21 protein-coding genes are annotated in these 20,530 nt (G+C 54.0%); 17 read left to right on the top strand and 4 right to left on the bottom strand.

Features of this window, described 5'->3' with window-relative positions:
- Position 1 precedes the first annotated feature (1 nt).
- The 5 genes from CODIS_RS13235 to CODIS_RS13215 all read left to right on the top strand — a co-directional run bounded on the left by CODIS_RS13235 (position 2) and on the right by CODIS_RS13215 (position 3,682).
- Positions 2-592 (top strand): DUF938 domain-containing protein, encoded by a 591-nt coding sequence (locus CODIS_RS13235; RefSeq protein ID WP_069125917.1) that lies wholly within the window; start codon positions 2-4, stop codon positions 590-592.
- A 180-nt stretch (positions 593-772) separates the two neighbouring features.
- The gene (locus CODIS_RS13230; RefSeq protein WP_069125914.1) at positions 773-1,306 is read left to right on the top strand and encodes a glycine zipper 2TM domain-containing protein; all 534 of its coding nucleotides are present in this window, start codon (positions 773-775) and stop codon (positions 1,304-1,306) included.
- A 26-nt stretch (positions 1,307-1,332) separates the two neighbouring features.
- The gene (locus tag CODIS_RS13225) at positions 1,333-1,599 is read left to right on the top strand and encodes a PepSY domain-containing protein (RefSeq protein WP_069125911.1); all 267 of its coding nucleotides are present in this window, start codon (positions 1,333-1,335) and stop codon (positions 1,597-1,599) included.
- 10 nt (positions 1,600-1,609) lie between these two features.
- Positions 1,610-2,284 (top strand): response regulator transcription factor, encoded by a 675-nt coding sequence (locus CODIS_RS13220; protein WP_069126114.1) that lies wholly within the window; start codon positions 1,610-1,612, stop codon positions 2,282-2,284.
- 39 nt (positions 2,285-2,323) lie between these two features.
- The gene (locus tag CODIS_RS13215) at positions 2,324-3,682 is read left to right on the top strand and encodes an ATP-binding protein (protein WP_069125910.1); all 1,359 of its coding nucleotides are present in this window, start codon (positions 2,324-2,326) and stop codon (positions 3,680-3,682) included.
- Between the two features lie 43 nt (positions 3,683-3,725).
- Here the strand turns inward: CODIS_RS13215 and rsgA are convergent, their stop codons facing one another.
- The 3 genes from rsgA to CODIS_RS13200 form a co-directional block, all read right to left on the bottom strand.
- Positions 3,726-4,727 carry a small ribosomal subunit biogenesis GTPase RsgA gene (gene rsgA / locus CODIS_RS13210; protein ID WP_069125904.1) on the bottom strand — a complete coding sequence of 334 codons (1,002 nt, stop codon included), beginning with the start codon at positions 4,725-4,727 and terminating at the stop codon, positions 3,726-3,728.
- Between the two features lie 8 nt (positions 4,728-4,735).
- Positions 4,736-5,020: a green heme protein gene (locus CODIS_RS13205; protein ID WP_069125902.1), complete on the bottom strand. Its 285-nt coding sequence runs from the start codon at positions 5,018-5,020 to the stop codon at positions 4,736-4,738.
- 132 nt (positions 5,021-5,152) lie between these two features.
- Positions 5,153-6,391 carry a M48 family metallopeptidase gene (locus CODIS_RS13200; protein WP_069125899.1) on the bottom strand — a complete coding sequence of 413 codons (1,239 nt, stop codon included), beginning with the start codon at positions 6,389-6,391 and terminating at the stop codon, positions 5,153-5,155.
- A gap of 151 nt (positions 6,392-6,542) precedes the next feature.
- Between CODIS_RS13200 and orn the strand changes: the two genes are divergently transcribed.
- The gene (orn, locus tag CODIS_RS13195) at positions 6,543-7,091 is read left to right on the top strand and encodes an oligoribonuclease (RefSeq protein WP_069126110.1); all 549 of its coding nucleotides are present in this window, start codon (positions 6,543-6,545) and stop codon (positions 7,089-7,091) included.
- A 15-nt stretch (positions 7,092-7,106) separates the two neighbouring features.
- Here orn and queG read toward each other — a convergent pair whose 3' ends face one another.
- The gene (queG, locus tag CODIS_RS13190) at positions 7,107-8,192 is read right to left on the bottom strand and encodes a tRNA epoxyqueuosine(34) reductase QueG (protein ID WP_069125897.1); all 1,086 of its coding nucleotides are present in this window, start codon (positions 8,190-8,192) and stop codon (positions 7,107-7,109) included.
- Positions 8,193-8,637: 445 nt separating this feature from the next.
- On the opposite strand from queG, the gene CODIS_RS13185 reads away from it, so the two are divergent.
- The 11 genes from CODIS_RS13185 (at position 8,638) to CODIS_RS13135 (ending at position 20,519) form a co-directional block, all read left to right on the top strand.
- Positions 8,638-10,149: an NAD(P)H-hydrate dehydratase gene (locus CODIS_RS13185; RefSeq protein ID WP_320410405.1), complete on the top strand. Its 1,512-nt coding sequence runs from the start codon at positions 8,638-8,640 to the stop codon at positions 10,147-10,149.
- Positions 10,137-10,607, top strand: a complete 471-nt coding sequence (gene tsaE, locus CODIS_RS13180) for a tRNA (adenosine(37)-N6)-threonylcarbamoyltransferase complex ATPase subunit type 1 TsaE (protein WP_069125894.1) — start codon at positions 10,137-10,139, stop codon at positions 10,605-10,607. Before CODIS_RS13185 ends, tsaE begins: the two co-directional genes overlap by 13 nt.
- Before the next feature lie 122 nt (positions 10,608-10,729).
- On the top strand, positions 10,730-12,028 hold the full coding sequence (locus CODIS_RS13175; RefSeq protein ID WP_235615219.1) for an N-acetylmuramoyl-L-alanine amidase: 1,299 nt from the start codon (positions 10,730-10,732) through the stop codon (positions 12,026-12,028).
- 108 nt (positions 12,029-12,136) lie between these two features.
- Positions 12,137-13,915, top strand: a complete 1,779-nt coding sequence (gene mutL / locus CODIS_RS13170) for a DNA mismatch repair endonuclease MutL (protein WP_069125892.1) — start codon at positions 12,137-12,139, stop codon at positions 13,913-13,915.
- A 49-nt stretch (positions 13,916-13,964) separates the two neighbouring features.
- Complete coding sequence (gene miaA, locus CODIS_RS13165) at positions 13,965-14,885, top strand: tRNA (adenosine(37)-N6)-dimethylallyltransferase MiaA (RefSeq protein WP_069126099.1); 921 nt, start codon at positions 13,965-13,967, stop codon at positions 14,883-14,885.
- Between the two features lie 176 nt (positions 14,886-15,061).
- On the top strand, positions 15,062-15,331 hold the full coding sequence (gene hfq, locus CODIS_RS13160) for an RNA chaperone Hfq (protein ID WP_069125889.1): 270 nt from the start codon (positions 15,062-15,064) through the stop codon (positions 15,329-15,331).
- Positions 15,332-15,442: 111 nt separating this feature from the next.
- Positions 15,443-16,726, top strand: a complete 1,284-nt coding sequence (gene hflX / locus CODIS_RS13155) for a ribosome rescue GTPase HflX (RefSeq protein ID WP_069125882.1) — start codon at positions 15,443-15,445, stop codon at positions 16,724-16,726.
- A 170-nt stretch (positions 16,727-16,896) separates the two neighbouring features.
- Positions 16,897-18,048, top strand: a complete 1,152-nt coding sequence (hflK, locus tag CODIS_RS13150; protein ID WP_069125880.1) for an FtsH protease activity modulator HflK — start codon at positions 16,897-16,899, stop codon at positions 18,046-18,048.
- Complete coding sequence (gene hflC, locus CODIS_RS13145; RefSeq protein ID WP_069125877.1) at positions 18,048-18,914, top strand: protease modulator HflC; 867 nt, start codon at positions 18,048-18,050, stop codon at positions 18,912-18,914. The genes hflK and hflC overlap by 1 nt, the downstream gene beginning before the upstream one ends.
- Before the next feature lie 178 nt (positions 18,915-19,092).
- Positions 19,093-19,326 carry a DUF2065 domain-containing protein gene (locus tag CODIS_RS13140; protein ID WP_320410406.1) on the top strand — a complete coding sequence of 78 codons (234 nt, stop codon included), beginning with the start codon at positions 19,093-19,095 and terminating at the stop codon, positions 19,324-19,326.
- Between the two features lie 11 nt (positions 19,327-19,337).
- The gene (locus CODIS_RS13135; protein WP_069125874.1) at positions 19,338-20,519 is read left to right on the top strand and encodes an ATP phosphoribosyltransferase regulatory subunit; all 1,182 of its coding nucleotides are present in this window, start codon (positions 19,338-19,340) and stop codon (positions 20,517-20,519) included.
- Positions 20,520-20,530: the final 11 nt, after the last annotated feature.

Here is a 20,530-nt window from a genome sequence, read left to right as displayed (position 1 = left end):
CATGAAACCCTACTCAGAAGCCTGTGATGAGAACAAAGGGCCCATCCTGGAAGTGCTTCTACGCCTTTACCGTGATGTTCAGACCGTCCTTGAGATCGGCAGCGGTACCGGTCAGCATGCGGTCCACTTCGCCACCGCCATGCCCCATCTAACTTGGCAGACCAGTGACATGGAGGAGAATCACCCGGGAATCCGTGCCTGGTTGCGGGAGGCCGCTCTGCCCAATGTTCGCAATCCGATCGGGTTGGATGTGAGCCGTGCATGGCCTGCAGGGGAGTATGATGCGATATTCAGTGCCAATACCACCCACATTATGTCATGGCCTGAAGTCGAGCTGATGTTTCAGGGAGTCGGGCAGGTGCTGAAACGAGGAGGCTGTTTCGCGCTCTATGGCCCATTCAACTATCAGGGAGGGTATACCAGCGAAAGCAATCAAAGGTTTGATCAGTGGTTGAAATCAAGGGATCCCTTAAGTGGCATTCGGGATTTCGAGATGCTCGATGAACTCGCCGCCTCAAATCATCTGATCTTCTCCGAGGATGTGGAGATGCCTGTGAATAACCGAATTCTGGTGTGGTACAGGGATCGCTGAGCGACATACGAACGCTCTTCACTGAAGCAATTTCAGGTGTTTTTAATCTGTTGAAAAACATGGAGATATCTTCTTCTCTTCCGGTTCAGGCGTGGTTCAGTTTCAACCTCGTAAGCTTTAACCATATCGAGAGACTGACTCGCAAATCAGGATTAAAGCTTAAAGACCAGGAGAGAAGAGATGAAGACAGAGGCATTGACAATTGGTACAGCACTCATGATTGCATCGATGACAGCCGCTGCCGGTCAGCGCGACTACTTTCACGATACCGCCAAGGTTATCGATGTTGAGCCGATCTACCGCAATGTAGAGGTTTCGTATCCCGAGAGAGAGTGTTGGGATCAGGAGGTCGACCGCTATCATCCGGATGGGCGCCGTTACACCGGTACGGTTTTGGGCGGTATTATCGGTGGCGTGGTAGCGAACAAGATCAGTCGAGGCCGTGGTCGAGGCAGAGATGCAGCCACCCTGGCGGGCACTCTGCTCGGTGGCGCCATCGGTCACGACATCAGTCAGCAGCACCGGGGCGGGCACTACACCACATCGGTGGAACGCCGTTGTGAAGTCACTCACCACACCCGCTATGAGGAACAATTGATCGGCTATGATGTAACATATCGGTATAAGGGGCGTGAATTCACTACCCGTACAAACAATCATCCCGGGAAACGGATTCCGGTTGCGATAACTGTCAGACCAGTGGGTGATGATTAGAGCTAACACTACATAAATCCAAGACGATGACGAATAGAACTCGATTTATCTCCAAGATGCTGTTGTGCGCACTGCTGCTGGTATCCAGCCTCTATGCCAATGCCGATATCAGTCTTGATCAGGCTGTGGAGCAGGAGAAACAGCGTGTGGGGGGGCGAGTCATTAAAGCAGAGACAAGGGAAAGAAATGGAGTACGAATCCACAACATCCGTATTTTGGGTAAGGATGGAAAGGTACATCGCAAGCAGATAAGAGCCAATGGTAAACGCCGAGGTAGTGGCGAACGTCGTTAAGGAAAATCTGATGCGTGTGTTATTAGTAGAGGATGAAGCGGATATTCGCGAGCCATTGGCGGATAAACTGCGCAAGCAGGGTTATACCGTGGATAGTGCCGAGGATGGTGCCGCTGGACTGTTTCTCGGCAGGGAGTATGGCATCGACGTGGGGATCGTCGATATCGGATTGCCGAAGTTATCAGGGATTGAATTGATAAGGGAGCTGCGTAAGCTGGACAAGCACTTTCCGATTCTTATTCTGACCGCCCGCGGCAACTGGCAGGACAAGGTAGAGGGGCTGGAGGCGGGCGCCGATGACTATCTGGTCAAACCTTTCCACATGGAAGAACTGCTGGCCCGTCTTAATGCACTGCTGCGACGTACTGGCGGTTGGTCACAACCGGTGCTTTCGGGTGGTCCGGTGGAACTCGATACCCGTACCCAGTCGGTCACCCTGCATGGCGATCCGGTGGAATTGACAGCCTATGAATACAAGGTGCTCGAGTACATGATGCTGCATGCCGGTAAGGTAATCTCAAAGACCGATCTTACTGAACATATCTACGACCAGGATTGGGATCGCGACAGTAATACCATCGAGGTGTTCGTACGCCGCCTGCGAAAAAAACTCGATCCGGATGAGCGCTACAAACCGATAGAAACTCTTCGTGGTCGAGGTTACCGCTTTGCCCTCGAACGCTGATCCTTTCCACTGTTACCACTAAGGGAGCAAACGGCCTGGATGGGACAAGTTCGTACCTTCTCCATACATCAACGCCTGTTGTTGGCGGCCAGTCTGGTATTGAGCGCCTTTCTTGGATTGACGGGACTGGCTCTCGACAAGGCATTCCGCTCAGCCAGTGAAGAGGCGCTACAGGCACGACTTTACAGTAGTGTCTATGCACTTTTGGCGGCGGCAGAGGAGGATGAAGCGGGACGACTCAGGATGCCTCAGCTATTGACCGATCCTCGTTTCAACCGACCGGAATCGGGACTTTATGCCCAGGTCAGCGGCACGCAGGAGAGCTACCTCTGGATATCCTCCTCTTCTGTGGGACACAAGCTTGGCTTTGTACGCGAAATGCAGCCGGGCGAATCGAAATTCGAACAGTTCAAGCTCGATGGTGCTGCTACCATGGGATTGAGCTTCGGTGTGGTTTGGGAGGATTTCCAAGGGCGTGAACTGCAATATGTCCTGGCGGTGGCAGAGGACTTGAAACCGTTGCAGGAGCAGATTGCCGCATTCCGCGATACCCTTTTTCTCTGGCTTGGCGGCGCAGCGCTGCTGCTGTTGCTGGTACAAGGCTGGGTGTTGCGCTGGGGATTGCATCCGTTGCGGGAAGTGGCACAGGCGCTGACCGAGATTGAGTCGGGTCGCGAGGATCAACTGAAGGGAGACTATCCGAAGGAGCTGAATCGTCTGACCTCGAATATCAATTCCCTGATTCGCCATGCTCAGGCCCGTCAACATCGTTATCGAGACAGTCTCGGTGACCTTGCCCATAGCCTCAAGACACCCCTGGCGGTCTTGCAGGGTGTTGCTGAGAATGAGGGTGACAATCAGCAGGCAACTAATAATACGCTGCGCGAACAGGTCGAGCGCATGAACCAGATCGTCAGCCATCAGCTGCAACGGGCAGCAGCCTCAGGGAGCAGTGTGCTGACCCAAAACCTGTCCGTCAAACCGGTGGTGGAACGTATCGCGGGCTCTCTGGAAAAGGTCTATCGGGAACAGAGAATAACCTGGGATCTTGATGTTGCTGAAGGGGTCCTTTTCCGCGGCGATGAGGGCGATCTTATGGAGCTTCTGGGGAATCTGATGGAAAACGCCTGCAAATACGGTCATGGCCATGTCCGGATCAGGGCAGTAACAGGGAAGGATCTCCATTTAAGCGTGGAGGACAATGGAAAGGGTATCCCTGAAGATCAGGTGGAATCGGTGTTACGGCGAGGACATCGTGCCGACCAGCAGCTACCCGGTCAGGGAATCGGACTCTCGGTCGCTGCCGATATTGTTGCCGCGTATGGGGGTCGGATCGAGATAGGTGTGGCCGAACAGCTGGGTGGCGCGGCTGTGCAGGTTTATCTCCCCGGAGGATGAGGGCCTTCCAACCATCCAGAAAGAGGGTCGGTTTTCTCATCGTTCAATGCTCTGCTACCTGGCTTAACCTGAGGAAGTTATCCAAGCGATGGGGTGTAATCTCGGCACACTCCATGGCCGCCTGAATGGCACAACCCGGTTCATGGTCGTGACTGCAATTATGAAACCGGCAATGACCGAGAAACGGCCGGAATTCGATAAATCCCTGTTCCAGTTCCTGCCGGGAAAGATCGGTAAGGCGAAAGCTGCGTACACCCGGTGAATCGATCAGTTCACCGCCCTGGGGAAGGGTATAACAGGTTGCCGCCGAGGTGGTGTGTCTACCCAGGCCGGTCGCATTGGAGAGACGTCCTGTTTCAACTTTCATCGATGGCAGCAGTGCATTGACCAACGATGACTTACCCACCCCTGACTGTCCCAGCATGATACTTGTCTTATCCTTCAGATTATCGATCAGAAGATCCAATCCATGTTCACGTTTGGCGCTTACCCCGATAACCGTATATCCGATCGACCTATAGGGTTCAAAGCGCCGCATGAATTCATGTTCCAGTCCCCCCCCCAGCAGGTCGATCTTATTGATAGCAATTAAGGGAGGAATACCTATGGTTTCGGCGGTAACCAGATACTGGTCCAGTAGGTAGCCACTGGGTTCCGGCTTGGGTGCAAGCACTATCACCAATTGGGTGATATTGGCCGCCAACGGTTTATGTCTGCCGCTGTAGTCGGGGCGGCTGAGGACACTGCTTCGAGGTTGCAGCGCCGTCACCACACCCGTGCTCTGATCCACCTGTTGCCAAATGACCCAATCACCACACACAGGGTGGCCGATATGCTGTCGTGTCTGACAGCGAAACAGCTTGCCCTGTGCATTCATGACACCCAGGGTTGCGCCGTGGCGGATGATAACGCGTCCCTCCAGAGCCGGGTTGTCCCCAGCCTCAGAAAGTGATTGCCTGGCCTTTGAATCGAGTCGTTTGCGACGTTTCTCCTGTATGGCCTGAATACGTGTTTTCTGTTGTTTGGTCAGGCGACGTTTGGCCATCGAAAGCCTCAGGGTTTGATGCCGAACTTGTAGAACTCCAAATTGAGATATGTCGCGGTACTTTCAATCTGATCATCAAACCAGGTCAGACCAAGATTCTGTTCACAAAAGCGTACCTGTTTGTGTAGCCCCGGCAGGGATGTAACACGTCGGTTTTCCCGCGTATAGACTTCACTGCCGTGACACCTGATGCAGTGCTCTTCGTTTAACTGCTTTCCTATTGCGGGGTCGGCCGCCTGTGAGGTTGTTGATGCGAGTGTCAGCATCATTGCAGGTATCACGGTTTTGATCATTTGCTATCTCCATTGACCAGTGGTTTCTGTTGTTCCGCAAACGACTGGTATTCGCCTCTCTTCCAGTCATCGGCGCTCGCTATCTGTATGGGGGAGTGTGAAAATTTGGCTGACATAGATATAAATTCAGGTCTATCGACTCCGGATGTTGGCAATACGCACCGGCGCCGGTGGGTGACTGTCATGAAACAGTGAATAGAGCGGATCGGGGGTCAAGGTGCTCGCGTTGTCCTGGTAGAGTTTGACCAATGCCTGCACAAGAAACTCTCCATTCGTCTGCCTGGCGGCATAGTCGTCGGCCTGAAACTCGTAACGACGTGACAGGTAACTCCCCAGGGGTGTAAAAAAGACGGTGAAAACCGGAATCGCCAGCATAAACAGCAGCAGAGCGGCTGCATTGGAGGGTTGGCTGATTCCCAGGCCGTTGTAGAACCATGGTTGTTGAGAGAGCCAGCCCAGCAGGGCCAATCCGAGCAGTGAGAGAAGACCCATCAGCAACATCTGTTTCAGGATGTGTTTGTAGCGGAAATGGCCAAGCTCGTGGGCCAGGACCGCTTCCATCTCATCAATCGTCAATGCATCCAGCAGGGTGTCGAAAAAGACGATGCGCTTGCTTTTACCGAAACCGGTGAAATAGGCATTGCCGTGATTTGAACGTTTTGAGCCGTCCATGACAAAGATACCGTCGCTGGTAAATCCGCATCGCTGCAATAGGGACTGGATACGGTTCCGCATATCGCCATCATCCAATGGGGTAAATCGATTGAACAACGGAGCGATAAACTTTGGGTAAGCCCAGCTCAGGGTCAGCGTGAAACCCATCCAGACGATCCATGCGGCAAGCCACCAGTATTGACCGGCACCTTGCATAAGTTGCAGGACGATCCAGAGCAGGGGGCCTCCAAGCAGGATGGAGAGCATAAGGCCGAGCAGACGGTCCTTGATATATTGCTGGGGGGTGGTGCGGTTGAAACCGAAGGCAGTTTCCAGGCGGAATGTCCGATAGAGGTCGAATGGCATTTCCAGCAGGCTGTTGATGAGGAAGAAGGAGAAGATGAAAAGCATGCCGACGGTGATCTCTTCCCAGGCAAGGCTGCGCCAGAAGTGATCGAGTAGATCGAGTCCTCCTCCCAGGGTCCATATGAGCAACAGTGAGACACCCACTACGGCTTCAAGGATCGCAAGGCGGCCTTTGGACCGGGTGTAGTCCGCTGCCTTCTGATGCTCGTTGAGTGTCACTCTATCACTGAATTCCCCGGGTACCTGGTTACGATGTCGAGAGACATGCCCAAGGTGGCGCAACAGCAGCCAGAGCTGAAGCAAGGTGCCAATCGCGAGAAATGTGAGAAATAGTTGGGTAAATATCGGCATCAGTCCAGTTTGTTAACTCAGTCGGAGGTGTACGAATGTTCTATTAGATCATTTCAATTGAAAAATGCTCACAGTTTTTCAGGACCTAGAATACAGAGAGTGGCAGCTTCCTGCTAGAATCTGGCGGCTGAAAATGAAAAAGGACAACAAGATGCCTGTTGATGCCTCCAACCTGATATGGATTGATTTGGAAATGACTGGGCTCGATACCCAGAGTGATGAGATTATCGAGATCGCGACGATTGTCACCGATGCAAGACTAAACATCCTGGCTGAGGGGCCCATGATCGCAATACACCAGTCACAACAAAGGCTGGATGCGATGGATGAGTGGAATCAACGTCAACATGGTGCCTCCGGGCTGATTGAGCGTGTCCAGAAGAGTGACTATGATGAGGCGCGGGCAGAGGCTGAAACCCTGGAATTTTTGCAGTATTACCTGCCCAGTGGCGCCTCGCCCATGTGTGGCAACAGCATATGTCAGGATCGACGTTTCCTGGCACGGACGATGCCGAAGCTTGAGGCCTTTTTTCACTACCGGAATCTGGACGTCAGTACCCTGAAGGAGCTGATGAATCGATGGGCGCCGTCACTGAGCGAGGGATTCTCGAAAGCGGGAAAACATCTCGCATTGGATGACATCAAGGATTCCATCAATGAATTGAGCTACTACCGGGACCATTTCCTGCGTCTGCCCTGACATCCGCGATCTATTTCACTGATAACCCGGATAGCTTTTTCGATGTTGTTGCAAGGCCCATACAATGTGTTCACGTAGCAGTGGCGAGCTGTCTTCGAGGCGCTCTTGCAGGGCAGTCACAACCCCCGCATTTGTCGGGGCGTTGCCCAGGGCAACGGCGATATTTCTTAACCAGCGGTTATGGCCTAAGCGCCGGATAGCAGATCCTTCGGTACGCTGCAGGAAAGTGGCCTCGTCCCAATTGAAGAGTGCGACAAGGGTGGCGCTGTCGAGGGAGGCGCGGGGGAGGAAATCGATCTCACGGGTAAGTTGGGCGAAACGGTTCCACGGGCAGACCTGCATACAGTCGTCGCAGCCAAATATTCTGTTGCCCATGTCTCGTCTGAGATGCTCGGGTATCGAACCCTGGAGTTCGATGGTCAGATAGGAGATACAACGCCTGGCATCCAGTAGATAGGGCGCTACGATAGCCTGTGTGGGGCAACAGTCGATACAGGCCGAACAGTCACCGCAATGATCTTGAGCCGGCGAGTCGCAGAGTAATGGTATGTCGGTATAGATCTCTCCCAGAAAGAACCAGGAACCGGCATTTCTGGCGATCAGATTGGTATGCTTGCCGATCCAGCCCAGACCCGCTTTTTGCGCCAGGGGTTTTTCCAATACCGGTGCCGAATCGACATATACCCTGCAGTCGGCGTTATTCACCTCGGTGCGGATCAATTCCACCAGCTTCTGCAATCGCTTGCGTAACAGCTTGTGGTAGTCGCGTCCCAAGGCGTAACGCGCAACAAATGCCCGCTCAGGATCTGCAAGAATTCGTTCGGATTGGGCCAGGGATTCAGGTAGATAGTTTAATCTGGCAGATATGATTCTGGTGGTGCCTGGTTCCAGTTCCGCGGGACGGCTGCGTTTGGTGCCATGTTTTTCCATATAGCCCATGTCCCCGTGAAAACCTTTTGCAAGCCACGCCTCGAGCTTGGCTTCCGCATCGGTCAGGTCCGTGTCCGTGATACCGATGGCGCTCAATCCCAGGGAATGGGCCCAAGTCTTTATCTTACGGGTCAACAGTGCCAGTTGTGTGTGCTGCAATGTGTATTGCATAGAGATCGTTCATTCGGATGCAACGGCTGGGAAACTCGCCTAAACGGGTGTCGGAGTGCTACTATAACCCAGCTCTCAAGCCGCTCCTGTCTGTCCGCCTCCGGTTATCATCTTTGCCGAATACCCATCATACCGGGTTATCGAATCGATAACCTGTGCCAGCGATTGAAAGAAATAGTGCAGGCGTATATCCATACAAGCCTGAACAGCCATGCTCCCGGACAGCCGAGAATGGTGGGGCCATGCCTTGTCATCCACGCGCTTGATATCGCCGGATTCCCACAAGTATTAATCATAAATCCTTCACTGGCCGTCGACTGTTACAGCAGTTGGCATTGATGCCTGACCAGGGCTTTTGAACCCTCGTCCGCAACAGGGTATGGTTTGCCCAAGCGATGAGTTGTATACGCTTTGTGAAACATCGACTTGCCATGAGATTTATCGAATGCGTGTTATGCCACATACCGAGGAACTGCCTTATGCCCTCTATCGGGCGAGGCAGGTAAGGGAGTTCGATCGTATCGCCATTGAAGAATACGATATTCCTGGCGCAGAATTGATGGAACGTGCCGGTAGCGGCGCTTATCGGTTCTTGAAACAACGCTGGCCGGACCTGTCCGAGATCGTCGTGGTCTGTGGTACGGGAAATAACGGTGGTGATGGATATGTCGTTGCCCGGCTGGCAAGTCAGGCTGGTCTGCGGGTACGTGTATTGCAGTTGGGCGAGGCCCCGCAGCTTAAGGGCGATGCCCTGATCATGGCAGAGTCCTGGACGGCACTGGGTCATCCTATCGAGCCCTTCGAGGATTTGGGGAACCCCGACCTGATTGTGGACGCGGTCTTGGGCACGGGACTCGAACGGGATGTCACGGGTCGTTGGGCCTCTGCAATCGAACAGATAAACAGGCATCGTGCAGAGGTGTTCGCCATCGATATCCCATCCGGGCTGCATGCCGATACCGGCCGTATTATGGGCTGCGCTATCGAGGCGGCCGCCACCATCAGTTTCATCGGCCTGAAACAGGGGATGTTCACCGGACGTGGTCCGGATTGCTGTGGTGAAATCATTTTCGATGCTCTAGGAATTCCTGCGCGTGTCTATGCCCATCAATTACTTGCCTGCAAGCGTATCGATTGGCGGAAGCGGTGTGGTCTGGTCACACCCAGGCGCCGTACTGCACATAAGGGTGATTTCGGACATCTTCTGGTTATCGCCGGTGACAGGGGTTATTCGGGGGCCGCCCGTCTGGCAGCAGAAGCGGCCGCCCGAAGCGGGGTAGGGCTGGTGACCCTGGCAACCCATCCCGACCATGCCCATTGTATAAACCTGGGCCGTCCAGAGCTGATGGTGCGGGGAGTGAGTGAGGTGCAGGAGATAGAACAGCTGACGCAGCGGGCTGATGCCCTGGTTCTGGGGCCTGGCCTTGGACGAAATGCGTGGGGAGAGATGTGTTACCGGGCCGCCCTCGATTCTACGTTGCCGGTGGTCATCGATGCGGATGGCCTCAACTGGTTGGCCGAGTGGCCGCAGCAACGGAAGAATTGGATCCTGACACCGCACCCGGGGGAGGCATCGAGACTTCTCGGTAATGATACGAAGAGGGTTGAATATGACAGGTTTCAAGCTGCTGAAAAGATACAGCAGCGCTTTGGCGGCGTGGTGATACTGAAAGGGGCAGGCACTCTGATATGTGATGGGAGCACCCAACCCGCTTCACTCTGCAGTGATGGTAATCCCGGAATGGCCACGGGGGGGTGCGGTGATGTCTTAAGCGGTATCATCGGTGCATTCATGGCACAGGATTATACCAATCGCGAGGCCGCCGAGATGGGAGTCTGTCTGCATGCCGCCGCAGGCGACCGGGCCGCTGCGAATGGTGAGATCGGTCTTCTGGCAGGTGATCTGCTGCCTGAAGTCAGAACCCTTCTGAATGAGGCGCACTCGTGTTTGAAATAGAGGTTGAAGGCGAAGAGCGGCAGGAGGCGGTTGGCGCCTGTCTGGCGTTGAACTGCAGCCCGCCCTTTATTGTCTATCTCGAGGGTGATCTTGGGACAGGAAAGACAACCCTGGTCAGGGGGTTTCTGAGGCAGCTTGGGTATCGGGGAAGGGTAAAGAGCCCAACCTATACGTTACTTGAGCCCTACGACTTTGCGGGTCGTTCCTATTACCATTTTGACCTCTATCGTCTGTCCGATCCCAGGGAGTTGGATTATCTAGGTATCGAGGATCTACTGAATGTCGATGCATTACTGTTGATAGAGTGGCCCGAGAAAGGGGCTGGCGTGTTGCCGCAAGCGGATCTGATGATTCATTTCACCCACCATGATCAGGCACGTGTGCTCAAATTTGACGCCGGTACAGAGCGGGGCGCAGAATCTCTTATGCAGTTGCAAAAAGCAGTGGCGAAAGTTTAAGTTTTTTTAAAAGAAACTGACCTATCTGCTAGAAAACCTTGGAAAAATGATTATAGCGTGCTATTTTTAGGATGAATTTGCTCGTATACAAAGGTCATGGGGAAATGAGGAAGCGTTGCCTAATGCTGCTGCTGATCTTGCTAAGCAGTCTCCCTCTCTACGCAAATCAGTCTCAGATCACCGGATTACGCATCTGGTCGGCCCCCGACCATGTCAGACTGGTATTCGATGCCAACAGTCAGATCAGCCACAAGATCTTCACCCTGAAGGGGCCTGACCGGTTGGTGCTCGATCTGAAGAATACCACCCTGACAGAACATCTTCCCGACCCGACCAAGGAGAACAAGATCATACGGGGAATGCGGTCCGCGGTTCGCAACAAGCGCGATATGCGGGTTGTCTTCGATCTCAAGAGCGCGGTCAAACCGAAGAGTTTTTCACTCAAGCCCAATCGGGAGTATGGTCACCGCCTGGTTGTCGATCTGTATGACGGCAAAGCCACCACCAGCCGGCGTTCACAACCGGTGAAGACAGCAAAGGCGCTGGGAAAACGGGATGTGGTGATAGCCGTGGATCCGGGACACGGTGGAGAGGATCCTGGCGCGCGCGGCCTCAAGGGGACTTATGAAAAGGATGTGGTGTTGGCGATTGCGCGTAAATTGGTCACTTCGATCAATAAGCAGAAGGGGATGCGGGCGGTACTGATTCGGGATGGCGACTACTATCTCGGCTTGCGTAAACGTATCGCCAAGGCGAGAGAGCATCAGGCTGACCTGTTCGTGTCGATTCATGCCGATGCCTTTCACGATCCGAAGGTACGTGGCTCATCCGTCTATACCCTGTCAAGAAGCGGGGCCTCCAATGAAGCTGCCCGTTGGTTGGCTGAAAGGGAGAACAGCGCGGATCTCGTCGGTGGCGTCTCTCTCGAGGACAAGGACGATATGCTTGCCTCGGTGCTGTTGGATCTCTCCCAGATCGGTACCCTGCAGGCAAGTTCAGGGGCCGCCAATAGGGTGTTGAGGCAGCTTAAAACGCTTGGAAAAACCCATAAGCGAAAGGTGCAACAGGCGGGTTTTGTGGTATTGAAGTCACCGGATATCCCTTCCATGCTGGTGGAGACCGCCTTCATCTCCAACCCGGATGAGGAGCGCCGTCTGAGGAGCGTAAAACATCAGCAAAAGGTGGCTACCGCCCTGATGAAAGGCATTCGCACCTATTTCAAGTTCCAGCCGCCACCAGGTACTTTGCTTGCCTCCAACCAGGCTAAGAAGGCGCCGCGAAAGCATGTGATCTCCCGCGGTGAAACACTGATCGCCATCGCCAATCGATATCAAGTGAGTGTCAGCCGTCTGCGCAACGCCAACGAATTGAAGAGCGATACTATCCGTATCGGTCAGGTATTGCAGATCCCTGGCGGCTGATCAATAAACCATTCTGCCTCTCCACCCACTTAGCCATGGCCCGTTTCCGGGATGGATGGCACAATACCCCATTCCCACAGCCTCTAGCGACGACTGCGCCTGCTGACTATGCCGATTCGAATCCTGCCCCCTCAACTGATCAATCAGATTGCCGCCGGCGAAGTGGTGGAGCGTCCGGCCTCGGTGGTCAAGGAGTTGGTGGAGAACAGTCTTGACGCCGGGGCGCGAAAGATCGATATCGAGGTCGACCAGGGGGGTATCAAACGTATCCACATTCGTGACGATGGTGTCGGTATTGAGCAACGGGACTTGACCATGGCATTGTCTCGACATGCCACCAGCAAGGTCATCCAATTCAAGGATTTGGAGTCATTGCAAAGCATGGGGTTCAGGGGCGAGGCGCTGCCCAGCATCAGTTCGGTCTCCCGACTCAGGCTGATCTCCCGCCATCAGGAAGCCGAGGAGGCATGGGAGGTGGCGGGAGATGGTTCAGACGCCGTTACCGAACCCAAGCCGGCAGCGCATCCGCCAGGCACCAGTGTCGAGGTATGCGACCTCTTTTACAATACCCCGGCTAGGCGTAAGTTTCTGCGTACTGAAAAGACCGAGTTCAACCACATCAGCGCGCTGTTTCAACGTTTTGCCCTGATGCATTTCGATGTGGGATTCTCTCTCCACCACAATCGCCGTCAGATCTTTGCCTTGCCGCCCTGCGGTGATCGCCAGGACAGAGAAGGGCGCATCCGGGAATTGCTCGGAGCTGGCTTTATGGATCAGGCGCCTGCCATTGAAGAACAGGCGGGGAATATGATCCTCAGCGGGTGGGTGGCTAGACCAGGCTTCTCCCGCTCTCAGGCGGATATGCAGTACTTTTATGTCAATCGGCGAATGGTCCGGGATAAACTGGTCACGCATGCTATTCGACAGAGCTATCAGGATGTACTCTATCACGGTCGTCATCCGGCCTATTTGCTGTTCCTCGGTTTGGATCCCCGCAAGGTGGATGTCAATGTCCATCCGACAAAACATGAGGTGCGCTTTCGCGATTCTCGCTCGGTGCACGATTTCATCTATCGGGGCCTGCACCGACTGTTGGCTCAGACCCGACCCCAGCATGGCCAGGAGCCGGTTGTTGAAACGATACCGTCAGTCAAGGAGCCAACAACATCCGGCTACACCCGACAGCAGGGTATGGATTTGCGTGTGGCGCAGCGCCCTGCCGCCTATCGGGCGGCATTCATGGCTCAACAGCCGGCGCATGCACAGGAATATTCAGAGGCGGAGCCTTCCCGGACGGAGCAGATACCGCCTTTGGGGTTTGCTCTGGGACAATTGCATGGTGTCTATATCCTGGCGCAAAACGAAGCTGGCCTGGTGCTGGTTGATATGCATGCGGCCCATGAGCGTATCACCTATGAACGCTTTAAGCTGACCTACCATGGTGACGGCATTACCAGCCAACCGTTGTTGGTGCCCGTGACGGTTGCGGTCAGTGCATCAGAGGCGGATTTGGTTGAGGAATATCAACCATTATTAGATCGACTCGGCATCGAAGTCAGCCGTTTGGGTAAGGATTCCCTGGCGATCAGGACTGTCCCTGCCCTGCTTCGGGACGCTGATGCGGAGAAACTGTTGCGTGATCTGCTCGCTGACCTCGCGGAGCACGGTCACACCGATCGTATGCAGGTCGAGATTGAAAAGGTATTGGCCACTATGGCTTGCCATGGCTCGGTCAGGGCGAATCGACGTCTTGAATTGGATGAGATGAACGCGTTGCTGCGCGATATGGAGAGGACGGAACGGGCGGATCAGTGCAATCACGGCAGACCAACCTGGGTACAGATGTCCCTAAGTGAATTGGACCGGCTCTTCCTGCGGGGCCGCTGAAGTGGAGTTGGAGCAGCATCCTCAGTCACTACCACCCGCCATCTTTCTCATGGGGCCCACCGCATCAGGTAAGACAGCGCTGGCTGTGGCACTGGTTGAACGTCTTCCACTGGAGATCATCAGTGTGGATTCAGCGCTAATCTACCGGGGTATGGATATTGGCACAGCCAAGCCTGACCAGGCCACGTTGCGGATCGCGCCGCATCGGCTGATAGATATCAGGGATCCATCGGAGAGCTACTCGGCCGCCGCCTTTCGAGAGGACGCACTGACCGAGATGGCCGAAATAACCCGGGCTGGCAGAGTCCCCCTGTTGGTTGGCGGCACAATGCTCTATTTCAAGGCGCTGGAAGAGGGGCTTTCCGACTTGCCTGAAGCAGATCCAGGGATCAGGTCGCGCCTGGAGCAAGAATTGGGCCGGCTCGGATTGGAAGCGTTGCATCAGCGCCTTTCATGTCTGGATCCCGCAGCAGGCAGGCGTATTCATGCCAACGACCCTCAGCGGATCCTTCGTGCGCTTGAGGTGATTGAAATCAGTGGAAAAACTCTGACTGAACTTCAGCAAGGCGGTGTTGGTCATACATTTCCGTACAGTGTGTTGAAGCTGGTGCGTGCACCTCTGGAGCGAAGCCTGTTACATGCTCGAATAGAGCGGCGTTTCCGTGAAATGCTGGCACAGGGTTTCGAGCGGGAAGTCAGCGCCCTAATGCGTCGGGGCGATCTCTCACCCGCAATGCCATCAATGAGGGCCGTCGGGTATCGTCAGATGCTCAGCTACCTGTTGGGCGAGTTATCACGTGAAGAGATGATAGAAAGGGGCATAATTGCCACGCGTCAGCTTGCGAAACGTCAGTTTACCTGGTTGCGCAGCTGTAGAGGGTGTCACTGGCTCGATGAGGAGGGGGATGTGATAGAACAGGCTCTGGGACTGATTTCAAGCCGGTTTAAGTCGTTTTTCAGCCCTACCTAGCCTCTTCCCGTTGGTTCGGTTACTATTTTTTACTTAATTGCTATTTATGTTTTGTATGCGTGGACAAAAAAACATTGTGCTAAACTTCCGCCTGTGGCGTCGTTTTTACAGTTGCCAGCTTACATTATGCATTTGATATCACTGCCTATAATAGAAACACAATAAGGAGAAACTCCATGTCTAAAGGGCAAAGTCTACAAGACCCTTTTTTGAATGCACTGAGGAAGGAACGCGTACCAGTGTCGATTTTTCTTGTCAACGGTATCAAACTGCAGGGACAGATTGAATCCTTTGACCAATTTGTGGTGCTTTTAAAAAACAGTGTTAGTCAAATGGTCTACAAACACGCCATTTCGACGGTCGTTCCCGCACGGAATGTGCGTATTCAGCATGCAAACGGCCAGGGCGAAGAGCCAGCACCACCAACCGGTACTGGTAACTTCTAGTCTTTCCAATCGATTCGCTATCGGGCCTGTCCCACTGAAGCCTGTTAACAGGCTCTGGTTTTGCCCGGTAGCATGACCTGATATTTTCCAGCCTGATCTATCCGATCCAATATGTTTGAACGTCCCAAAGCGGGTGAACGCGCTGTACTTGTCCATCTTGACCTGGGTATAACCAGGGATCGGGATGAGATCAACGAGTTTCGTGACTTGGCAATCTCTGCAGGTGCAGAGATCGTTACGCTTATCTATGGGAGTCGCCAACAACCCGATCCCAAACTCTTTGTCGGACGTGGTAAGGCGGAAGAGATAAAGCATATTGTTGCCGAGGAGAGTGCCGATCTGGTGATTTTTGACCATACGCTCTCACCCAGTCAGGAGAGAAACCTGGAACGGGAATTTAAGTGTCGGGTCGTCGATCGTACCGGTTTGATTCTGGACATATTCAGTCAGCGGGCGCGCTCATTTGAAGGTAAGCTCCAGGTGGAGCTGGCCCAGTTGCAACACCTCTCTACCCGTCTGGTGAGGGGGTGGACCCATCTGGAACGGCAGAAAGGCGGTATTGGCCTGCGCGGACCGGGTGAGACGCAATTGGAGAGTGACCGTCGATTGTTGAACCAGCGAATCAATCAGATAAAACGGCGCCTCGAACGGGTGGATTCTCAGCGTGAGCAGGGACGACGGGGGCGTGAGAGAGCTGATATCCCTACAGTTTCCCTGGTTGGCTATACCAATGCGGGTAAATCCACGCTTTTCAATAAACTGGTGGGCTCCAACGTATATGCCGCTGACCAGCTGTTCGCCACCCTTGATCCGACATTGAGGAGGCTGGAACTGAATGGCGAGGGACCGATTGTATTGGCCGATACGGTTGGATTTATCAGCCATTTGCCACACGATCTGGTGGCTGCCTTCAAATCGACCTTGCAGGAGACCACGGATGCCTCTCTGTTACTGCATGTGGTGGATGCCTCCAGCCAGCAGAGGGCGACCTGTATAACGGAAGTCAACGATGTGCTCCGACAAATCGGTGCTGACAAGGTCCACCAGATAGAGATATTTAACAAAACGGATCTACTTGACAATCTTGAACCGAGAATAGATCGGGACGGGAATGGTCAGATTACACGTATCTGGCTCTCCGCCATCACGGGAGAGGGAACTGACTTGCTGCATCAGGCACTGGCTGAATTCTTTCGAAAAAACCATGTACAGCAGCGGTTGCGCTTGAATCCGGGTGATGGTCGCTTGCACGCGCTGTTGTTTGAACGCGGTTCGGTGCTTAATGAGTCGAGTACAGACGAAGGGGGCTGGGAGATGGATATCGATATGCCGGAGCGGGAGTTTCTTAAATTATTGAAGGAAGAACCTGTACTGGAAAACTGCATTATCGGTTAGTCTGGAGTGTCACGGAACCGATCACGATGTACACTCGGTCCCCGGGTGCTGATAGAATGGTGCCAGGTTGGAGTGTTATGGATTGAATTTGGCTTTAATCGAACCCATATACAAGTTTCGGTTGCTTGTGCCAAAGCGAATTAAACCAGTAACTATAGTTGGAGTGTTCAATGGCCTGGAATGAACCGGGTGGAAACGGTAAAGATCCTTGGAGCGGTAAAGGTGGCGATCAGGGTCCACCGGACCTCGATGAAGTGGTAAAAAAGCTTCAGGATAAATTCGGTGGAATTTTCGGAGGCGGCAAGCCTTCCCGTGGCGGCTCATCGGTCGGTGGTGGATCAGGGCCTGGTTCCAAATCGATTGGTGTAATCGTTGCCATCGGGTTGATTGTCTGGCTGGCCAGCGGCATCTACATTGTCGAGCCTGCCGAGCGTGGTGTGGTGCTGCGTTTCGGCGCCTATTCCGAGACTACGCAACCCGGACCGCACTGGCATATCCCTTTTCCAGTCGAACGCCGGATCCTGGTCAACGTCGACCAGATCTCCTCATTTCGCCACAAGGCGCAGATGTTGACCCGTGATGAAAACATCGTCGATGTGGAGTTCACCATTCAGTCTCGTATTCAGGACGCGGCAGACTTCCTTTTTCAGGATCGGGATCCGAACAAGACCTTGCGCGATGCAACCGAGACCGCTGTACGCGAAATCATCGGTAAGAGCGATCTCGACTTTATCCTCACCCAGGGACGTGGCGCCATCGCGGATCGAATTATGCAGGGTGCCCAGGGTTTGATAGACGTATACAAGACCGGCCTCATTATCACCAGTGTGAACATGCAACCCGCCAAACCGCCCGAGCAGGTCAAGAGCGCATTCGATGACGCCATCAAGGCGCGTGAGGATAAGGAGAAGCTGGAGAATCAGGCCGAAGCCTACGCCAATGAGGTTGTACCCAAGGCCCGTGGTGAGGCGGCACGCCGTACGGCTGATGCGAATGCCTACAGAGACCGGGTGATTGCGGAAGCGGAAGGTGATGTGAGCCGTTTTCTTGCGATTCTCAAAGAGTACCGTCGGGAACCCGAAGTCACCCGGGAACGCCTCTATCTGGACGCCATTGAGTCGATGTTGGGGCAGTCGAGCAAAGTGATGCTCGACACACAGGAAGGGAACAGCCTGATGTATCTGCCACTGGATAAACTGATTCAAGGTGACGAGAAAGGAAGAGCGGTGAGAGAACAGCAGTTTTCAACCAAAGAGACCTCACGCAGTCAGAGCGGTAGCGGTCAGATCCGCAATGTCGATCGTACAAGGGGGGTTCGCTGATGAAAATGCCTAAATTGCTAATCCCTGTGGTCGCGATTGGGGCAATCGTGATCTACACTTCCGCCTTCGTTGTCAATCAGTGGGAGGTGGCGTTGAAGCTGCGTCTGGGTGAAATTGTCGCCACCGACTACAAACCGGGTCTCCACTGGTTGGTGCCGATACTCAATAATGTCCAGACCTTCGACGCCCGAATCCAGACCATGGATGCCCGTCCCGAACGCTTTCTGACCGCGGAAAAGAAGGATGTTATCGTCGACTATTTCGCCAAATGGCGTATCGCCAGCGTGGCACAGTATTACCGCTCTACCGGCGGCAGTCTCGACAAGACAGCCCGCCTGTTGCAGGAGCGTATCAATACTAGTCTGCGTGATGAGTTCGGTAAGCGCACGGTGCAGGAGGTTATCTCCGGCGAACGTACGGAGATCATGGACAAGCTGACTAAGGATTCCGATGCCAAGGCGGCAGAGCTAGGTGTCGAGATCCTCGACGTGAGGGTCAAACAGATCGATCTCCCCCCCGAAGTGAGTGAGTCGGTCTATCAACGGATGCGCGCAGAACGTGAACGTGTAGCCAGGGACCTTCGAGCCAAGGGTGCTGAGGCGGCTGAGAAGATTCGCGCCAATGCCGATCGAGAACGCGTGGTTATTGTGGCTGATGCCTACCGGGAGGCCGAAAAACTGCGTGGTGAGGGAGATGGCAAGGCCGCGGAGACCTATGCCAATGCCTATAAACAGGACAGCGAGTTTTACTCCTTCTACCGCAGTCTGAACGCCTATAAAAGGAGCTTCCAGAACCGTTCCGACGTGATGGTTTTACAACCCGACTCCGATTTCTTCCGCTACTTGAAAAACCGCGAGGGTCAATAATAGGCGCAGATGAAAAATCAGCTGCCGCCGCTCAGCGGGCGGCAGCTGATTGGCATCCCTCCGGTACGGTCTGATCATTCAGCTGTTATTAACGGTTATTTGCTCCAGATATCGTTTTTATTGACTCTGTCCGCATGGACAACAGCGCCCTGCTCTGAGAGAATGGTTGGTGGACCGCATGCTCTCGACCGGGATGATCCCCGGTTTTTTTATGGGGAATTCATCGATGTGGCATGATTTGCTTGTGGCCTTGGCGCTCTTATTGGTGATCGAAGGCATCTGGCCTTTCCTCAGCCCAAACAGTATGCGGGAGGTCCTCTTGATGCTGACGCAACAAGATAACCGCTCGCTGAGAATCAGCGGTTTAATCAGTATGGCGTCCGGGGTAATCCTGCTCTATCTTGTGAATTAATTGTGGCTAAGATGGAAAACGAACGTTGGATACTGCCTGACGGTATCGATGAAGTGCTTCCTCCTGAAGCGGGTATTATCGAGCGCAAACGCCGTGAGTTGCTCGATCTCTATAGCAGTTGGGGCTATGACTTTGTCATTCCGCCGTTTGTGGAGTTTCTCGACTCATTGCTGACCGGCACGGGCAGTGATCTGGATCTGAATACCTTCAAACTGACCGATCAGCTTTCCGGCAGGCTGATGGGTATTCGCGCGGATATCACACCCCAGGCTGCGCGCATTGACGCACATCACATCCGTTCTCAAAGCCCAACTCGTCTCTGCTACCTGGGTACGGTGTTGCATACCCGATCAGACGGATTCGCCGGTACCCGCAGTCCACTGCAGATCGGTGCAGAGCTGTATGGCCACAGCGGTGTTGAAAGTGACATCGAGGTATTGCGGTTGATGATGGAGACCCTCAAGACCACCGGTGTTGAGGATGTCTATCTCGATCTTGGCCATGTCGGCATCTACAAGGGCCTGGCCGAACAGGCCGGTCTCAATGGCTATCAGGAAAGGGAACTTTTCGACGCTTTGCAACGTAAGGCAATGTCTGAGGTCGACAGGCTCCTCGAGGTCTTTTCCATCGCCCCAGAGCATGCCGCCATGCTTGCCCGCTTGGGGGAGCTGAATGGTGACAGGGCGCTGAAGCAGGCGAGAGATCTGTTGCAGAATGCTTCCGAGGTTGTGAAAGAGGCGCTGGATTACCTGCAGATGATGGCTGACCAGATCGCTGTCTGGCTGCCTGATGTGCCGGTCCACTTCGATCTTGCTGAGTTGCGCGGATACCACTTCCATACAGGCGTGGTGTTTGCAGCTTTTGTACCCGGCAGCGGAAAAGAGATCGCACGCGGTGGGCGCTACGATGCCATCGGCAGCGTGTTCGGCAGGTCGAGACCTGCGACCGGTTTTAGCAGTGACCTCAAGACACTGATTCGGGTGGCTCATTTACCGCAACGGACAGCGAATCAACCCGCCATTTTTGCGCCTGCTTCGGATGATCCCGGGCTACAAAAAGAGATCGCGCGATTGCGCTCCGAAGGACATAGGGTTGTCAGTGCATTGCCTGGTCAACACGGCGATGCCGAAGAGATGGGATGTGAGCAACAGCTGGTATTGACGGATGGTCGGTGGCAGCTGATGGCTGTTTGATTCTGTAATGA

It is taken from the genome of Candidatus Thiodiazotropha endolucinida (genome assembly GCF_001715975.1).
Taxonomy (GTDB): Bacteria; Pseudomonadota; Gammaproteobacteria; order Chromatiales; family Chromatiaceae; genus Thiodiazotropha; species Thiodiazotropha endolucinida.
Note: the sequence above shows the minus strand (reverse complement) of the source record. Positions and strands in the feature narration are given on the sequence as shown.

What these genes read in the sequence shown, in the direction of transcription:
- CODIS_RS13235 (WP_069125917.1), top strand. Translation starts at nt 2, where the DNA reads ATGAAACCCTACTCAGAAGCCTGTGATGAGAACAAAGGGCCCATCCTG.
- CODIS_RS13230 (WP_069125914.1), top strand. Translation starts at nt 773, where the DNA reads ATGAAGACAGAGGCATTGACAATTGGTACAGCACTCATGATTGCATCG.
- CODIS_RS13225 (WP_069125911.1), top strand. Translation starts at nt 1,333, where the DNA reads ATGACGAATAGAACTCGATTTATCTCCAAGATGCTGTTGTGCGCACTG.
- CODIS_RS13220 (WP_069126114.1), top strand. Translation starts at nt 1,610, where the DNA reads ATGCGTGTGTTATTAGTAGAGGATGAAGCGGATATTCGCGAGCCATTG.
- CODIS_RS13215 (WP_069125910.1), top strand. Translation starts at nt 2,324, where the DNA reads ATGGGACAAGTTCGTACCTTCTCCATACATCAACGCCTGTTGTTGGCG.
- rsgA (WP_069125904.1), bottom strand. Translation starts at nt 4,727, where the DNA reads ATGGCCAAACGTCGCCTGACCAAACAACAGAAAACACGTATTCAGGCC.
- CODIS_RS13205 (WP_069125902.1), bottom strand. Translation starts at nt 5,020, where the DNA reads ATGATCAAAACCGTGATACCTGCAATGATGCTGACACTCGCATCAACA.
- CODIS_RS13200 (WP_069125899.1), bottom strand. Translation starts at nt 6,391, where the DNA reads ATGCCGATATTTACCCAACTATTTCTCACATTTCTCGCGATTGGCACC.
- orn (WP_069126110.1), top strand. Translation starts at nt 6,543, where the DNA reads ATGCCTGTTGATGCCTCCAACCTGATATGGATTGATTTGGAAATGACT.
- queG (WP_069125897.1), bottom strand. Translation starts at nt 8,192, where the DNA reads ATGCAATACACATTGCAGCACACACAACTGGCACTGTTGACCCGTAAG.
- CODIS_RS13185 (WP_320410405.1), top strand. Translation starts at nt 8,638, where the DNA reads ATGCGTGTTATGCCACATACCGAGGAACTGCCTTATGCCCTCTATCGG.
- CODIS_RS13175 (WP_235615219.1), top strand. Translation starts at nt 10,730, where the DNA reads ATGCTGCTGCTGATCTTGCTAAGCAGTCTCCCTCTCTACGCAAATCAG.
- mutL (WP_069125892.1), top strand. Translation starts at nt 12,137, where the DNA reads ATGCCGATTCGAATCCTGCCCCCTCAACTGATCAATCAGATTGCCGCC.
- miaA (WP_069126099.1), top strand. Translation starts at nt 13,965, where the DNA reads ATGGGGCCCACCGCATCAGGTAAGACAGCGCTGGCTGTGGCACTGGTT.
- hfq (WP_069125889.1), top strand. Translation starts at nt 15,062, where the DNA reads ATGTCTAAAGGGCAAAGTCTACAAGACCCTTTTTTGAATGCACTGAGG.
- hflX (WP_069125882.1), top strand. Translation starts at nt 15,443, where the DNA reads ATGTTTGAACGTCCCAAAGCGGGTGAACGCGCTGTACTTGTCCATCTT.
- hflK (WP_069125880.1), top strand. Translation starts at nt 16,897, where the DNA reads ATGGCCTGGAATGAACCGGGTGGAAACGGTAAAGATCCTTGGAGCGGT.
- hflC (WP_069125877.1), top strand. Translation starts at nt 18,048, where the DNA reads ATGAAAATGCCTAAATTGCTAATCCCTGTGGTCGCGATTGGGGCAATC.
- CODIS_RS13140 (WP_320410406.1), top strand. Translation starts at nt 19,093, where the DNA reads ATGCTCTCGACCGGGATGATCCCCGGTTTTTTTATGGGGAATTCATCG.
- CODIS_RS13135 (WP_069125874.1), top strand. Translation starts at nt 19,338, where the DNA reads ATGGAAAACGAACGTTGGATACTGCCTGACGGTATCGATGAAGTGCTT.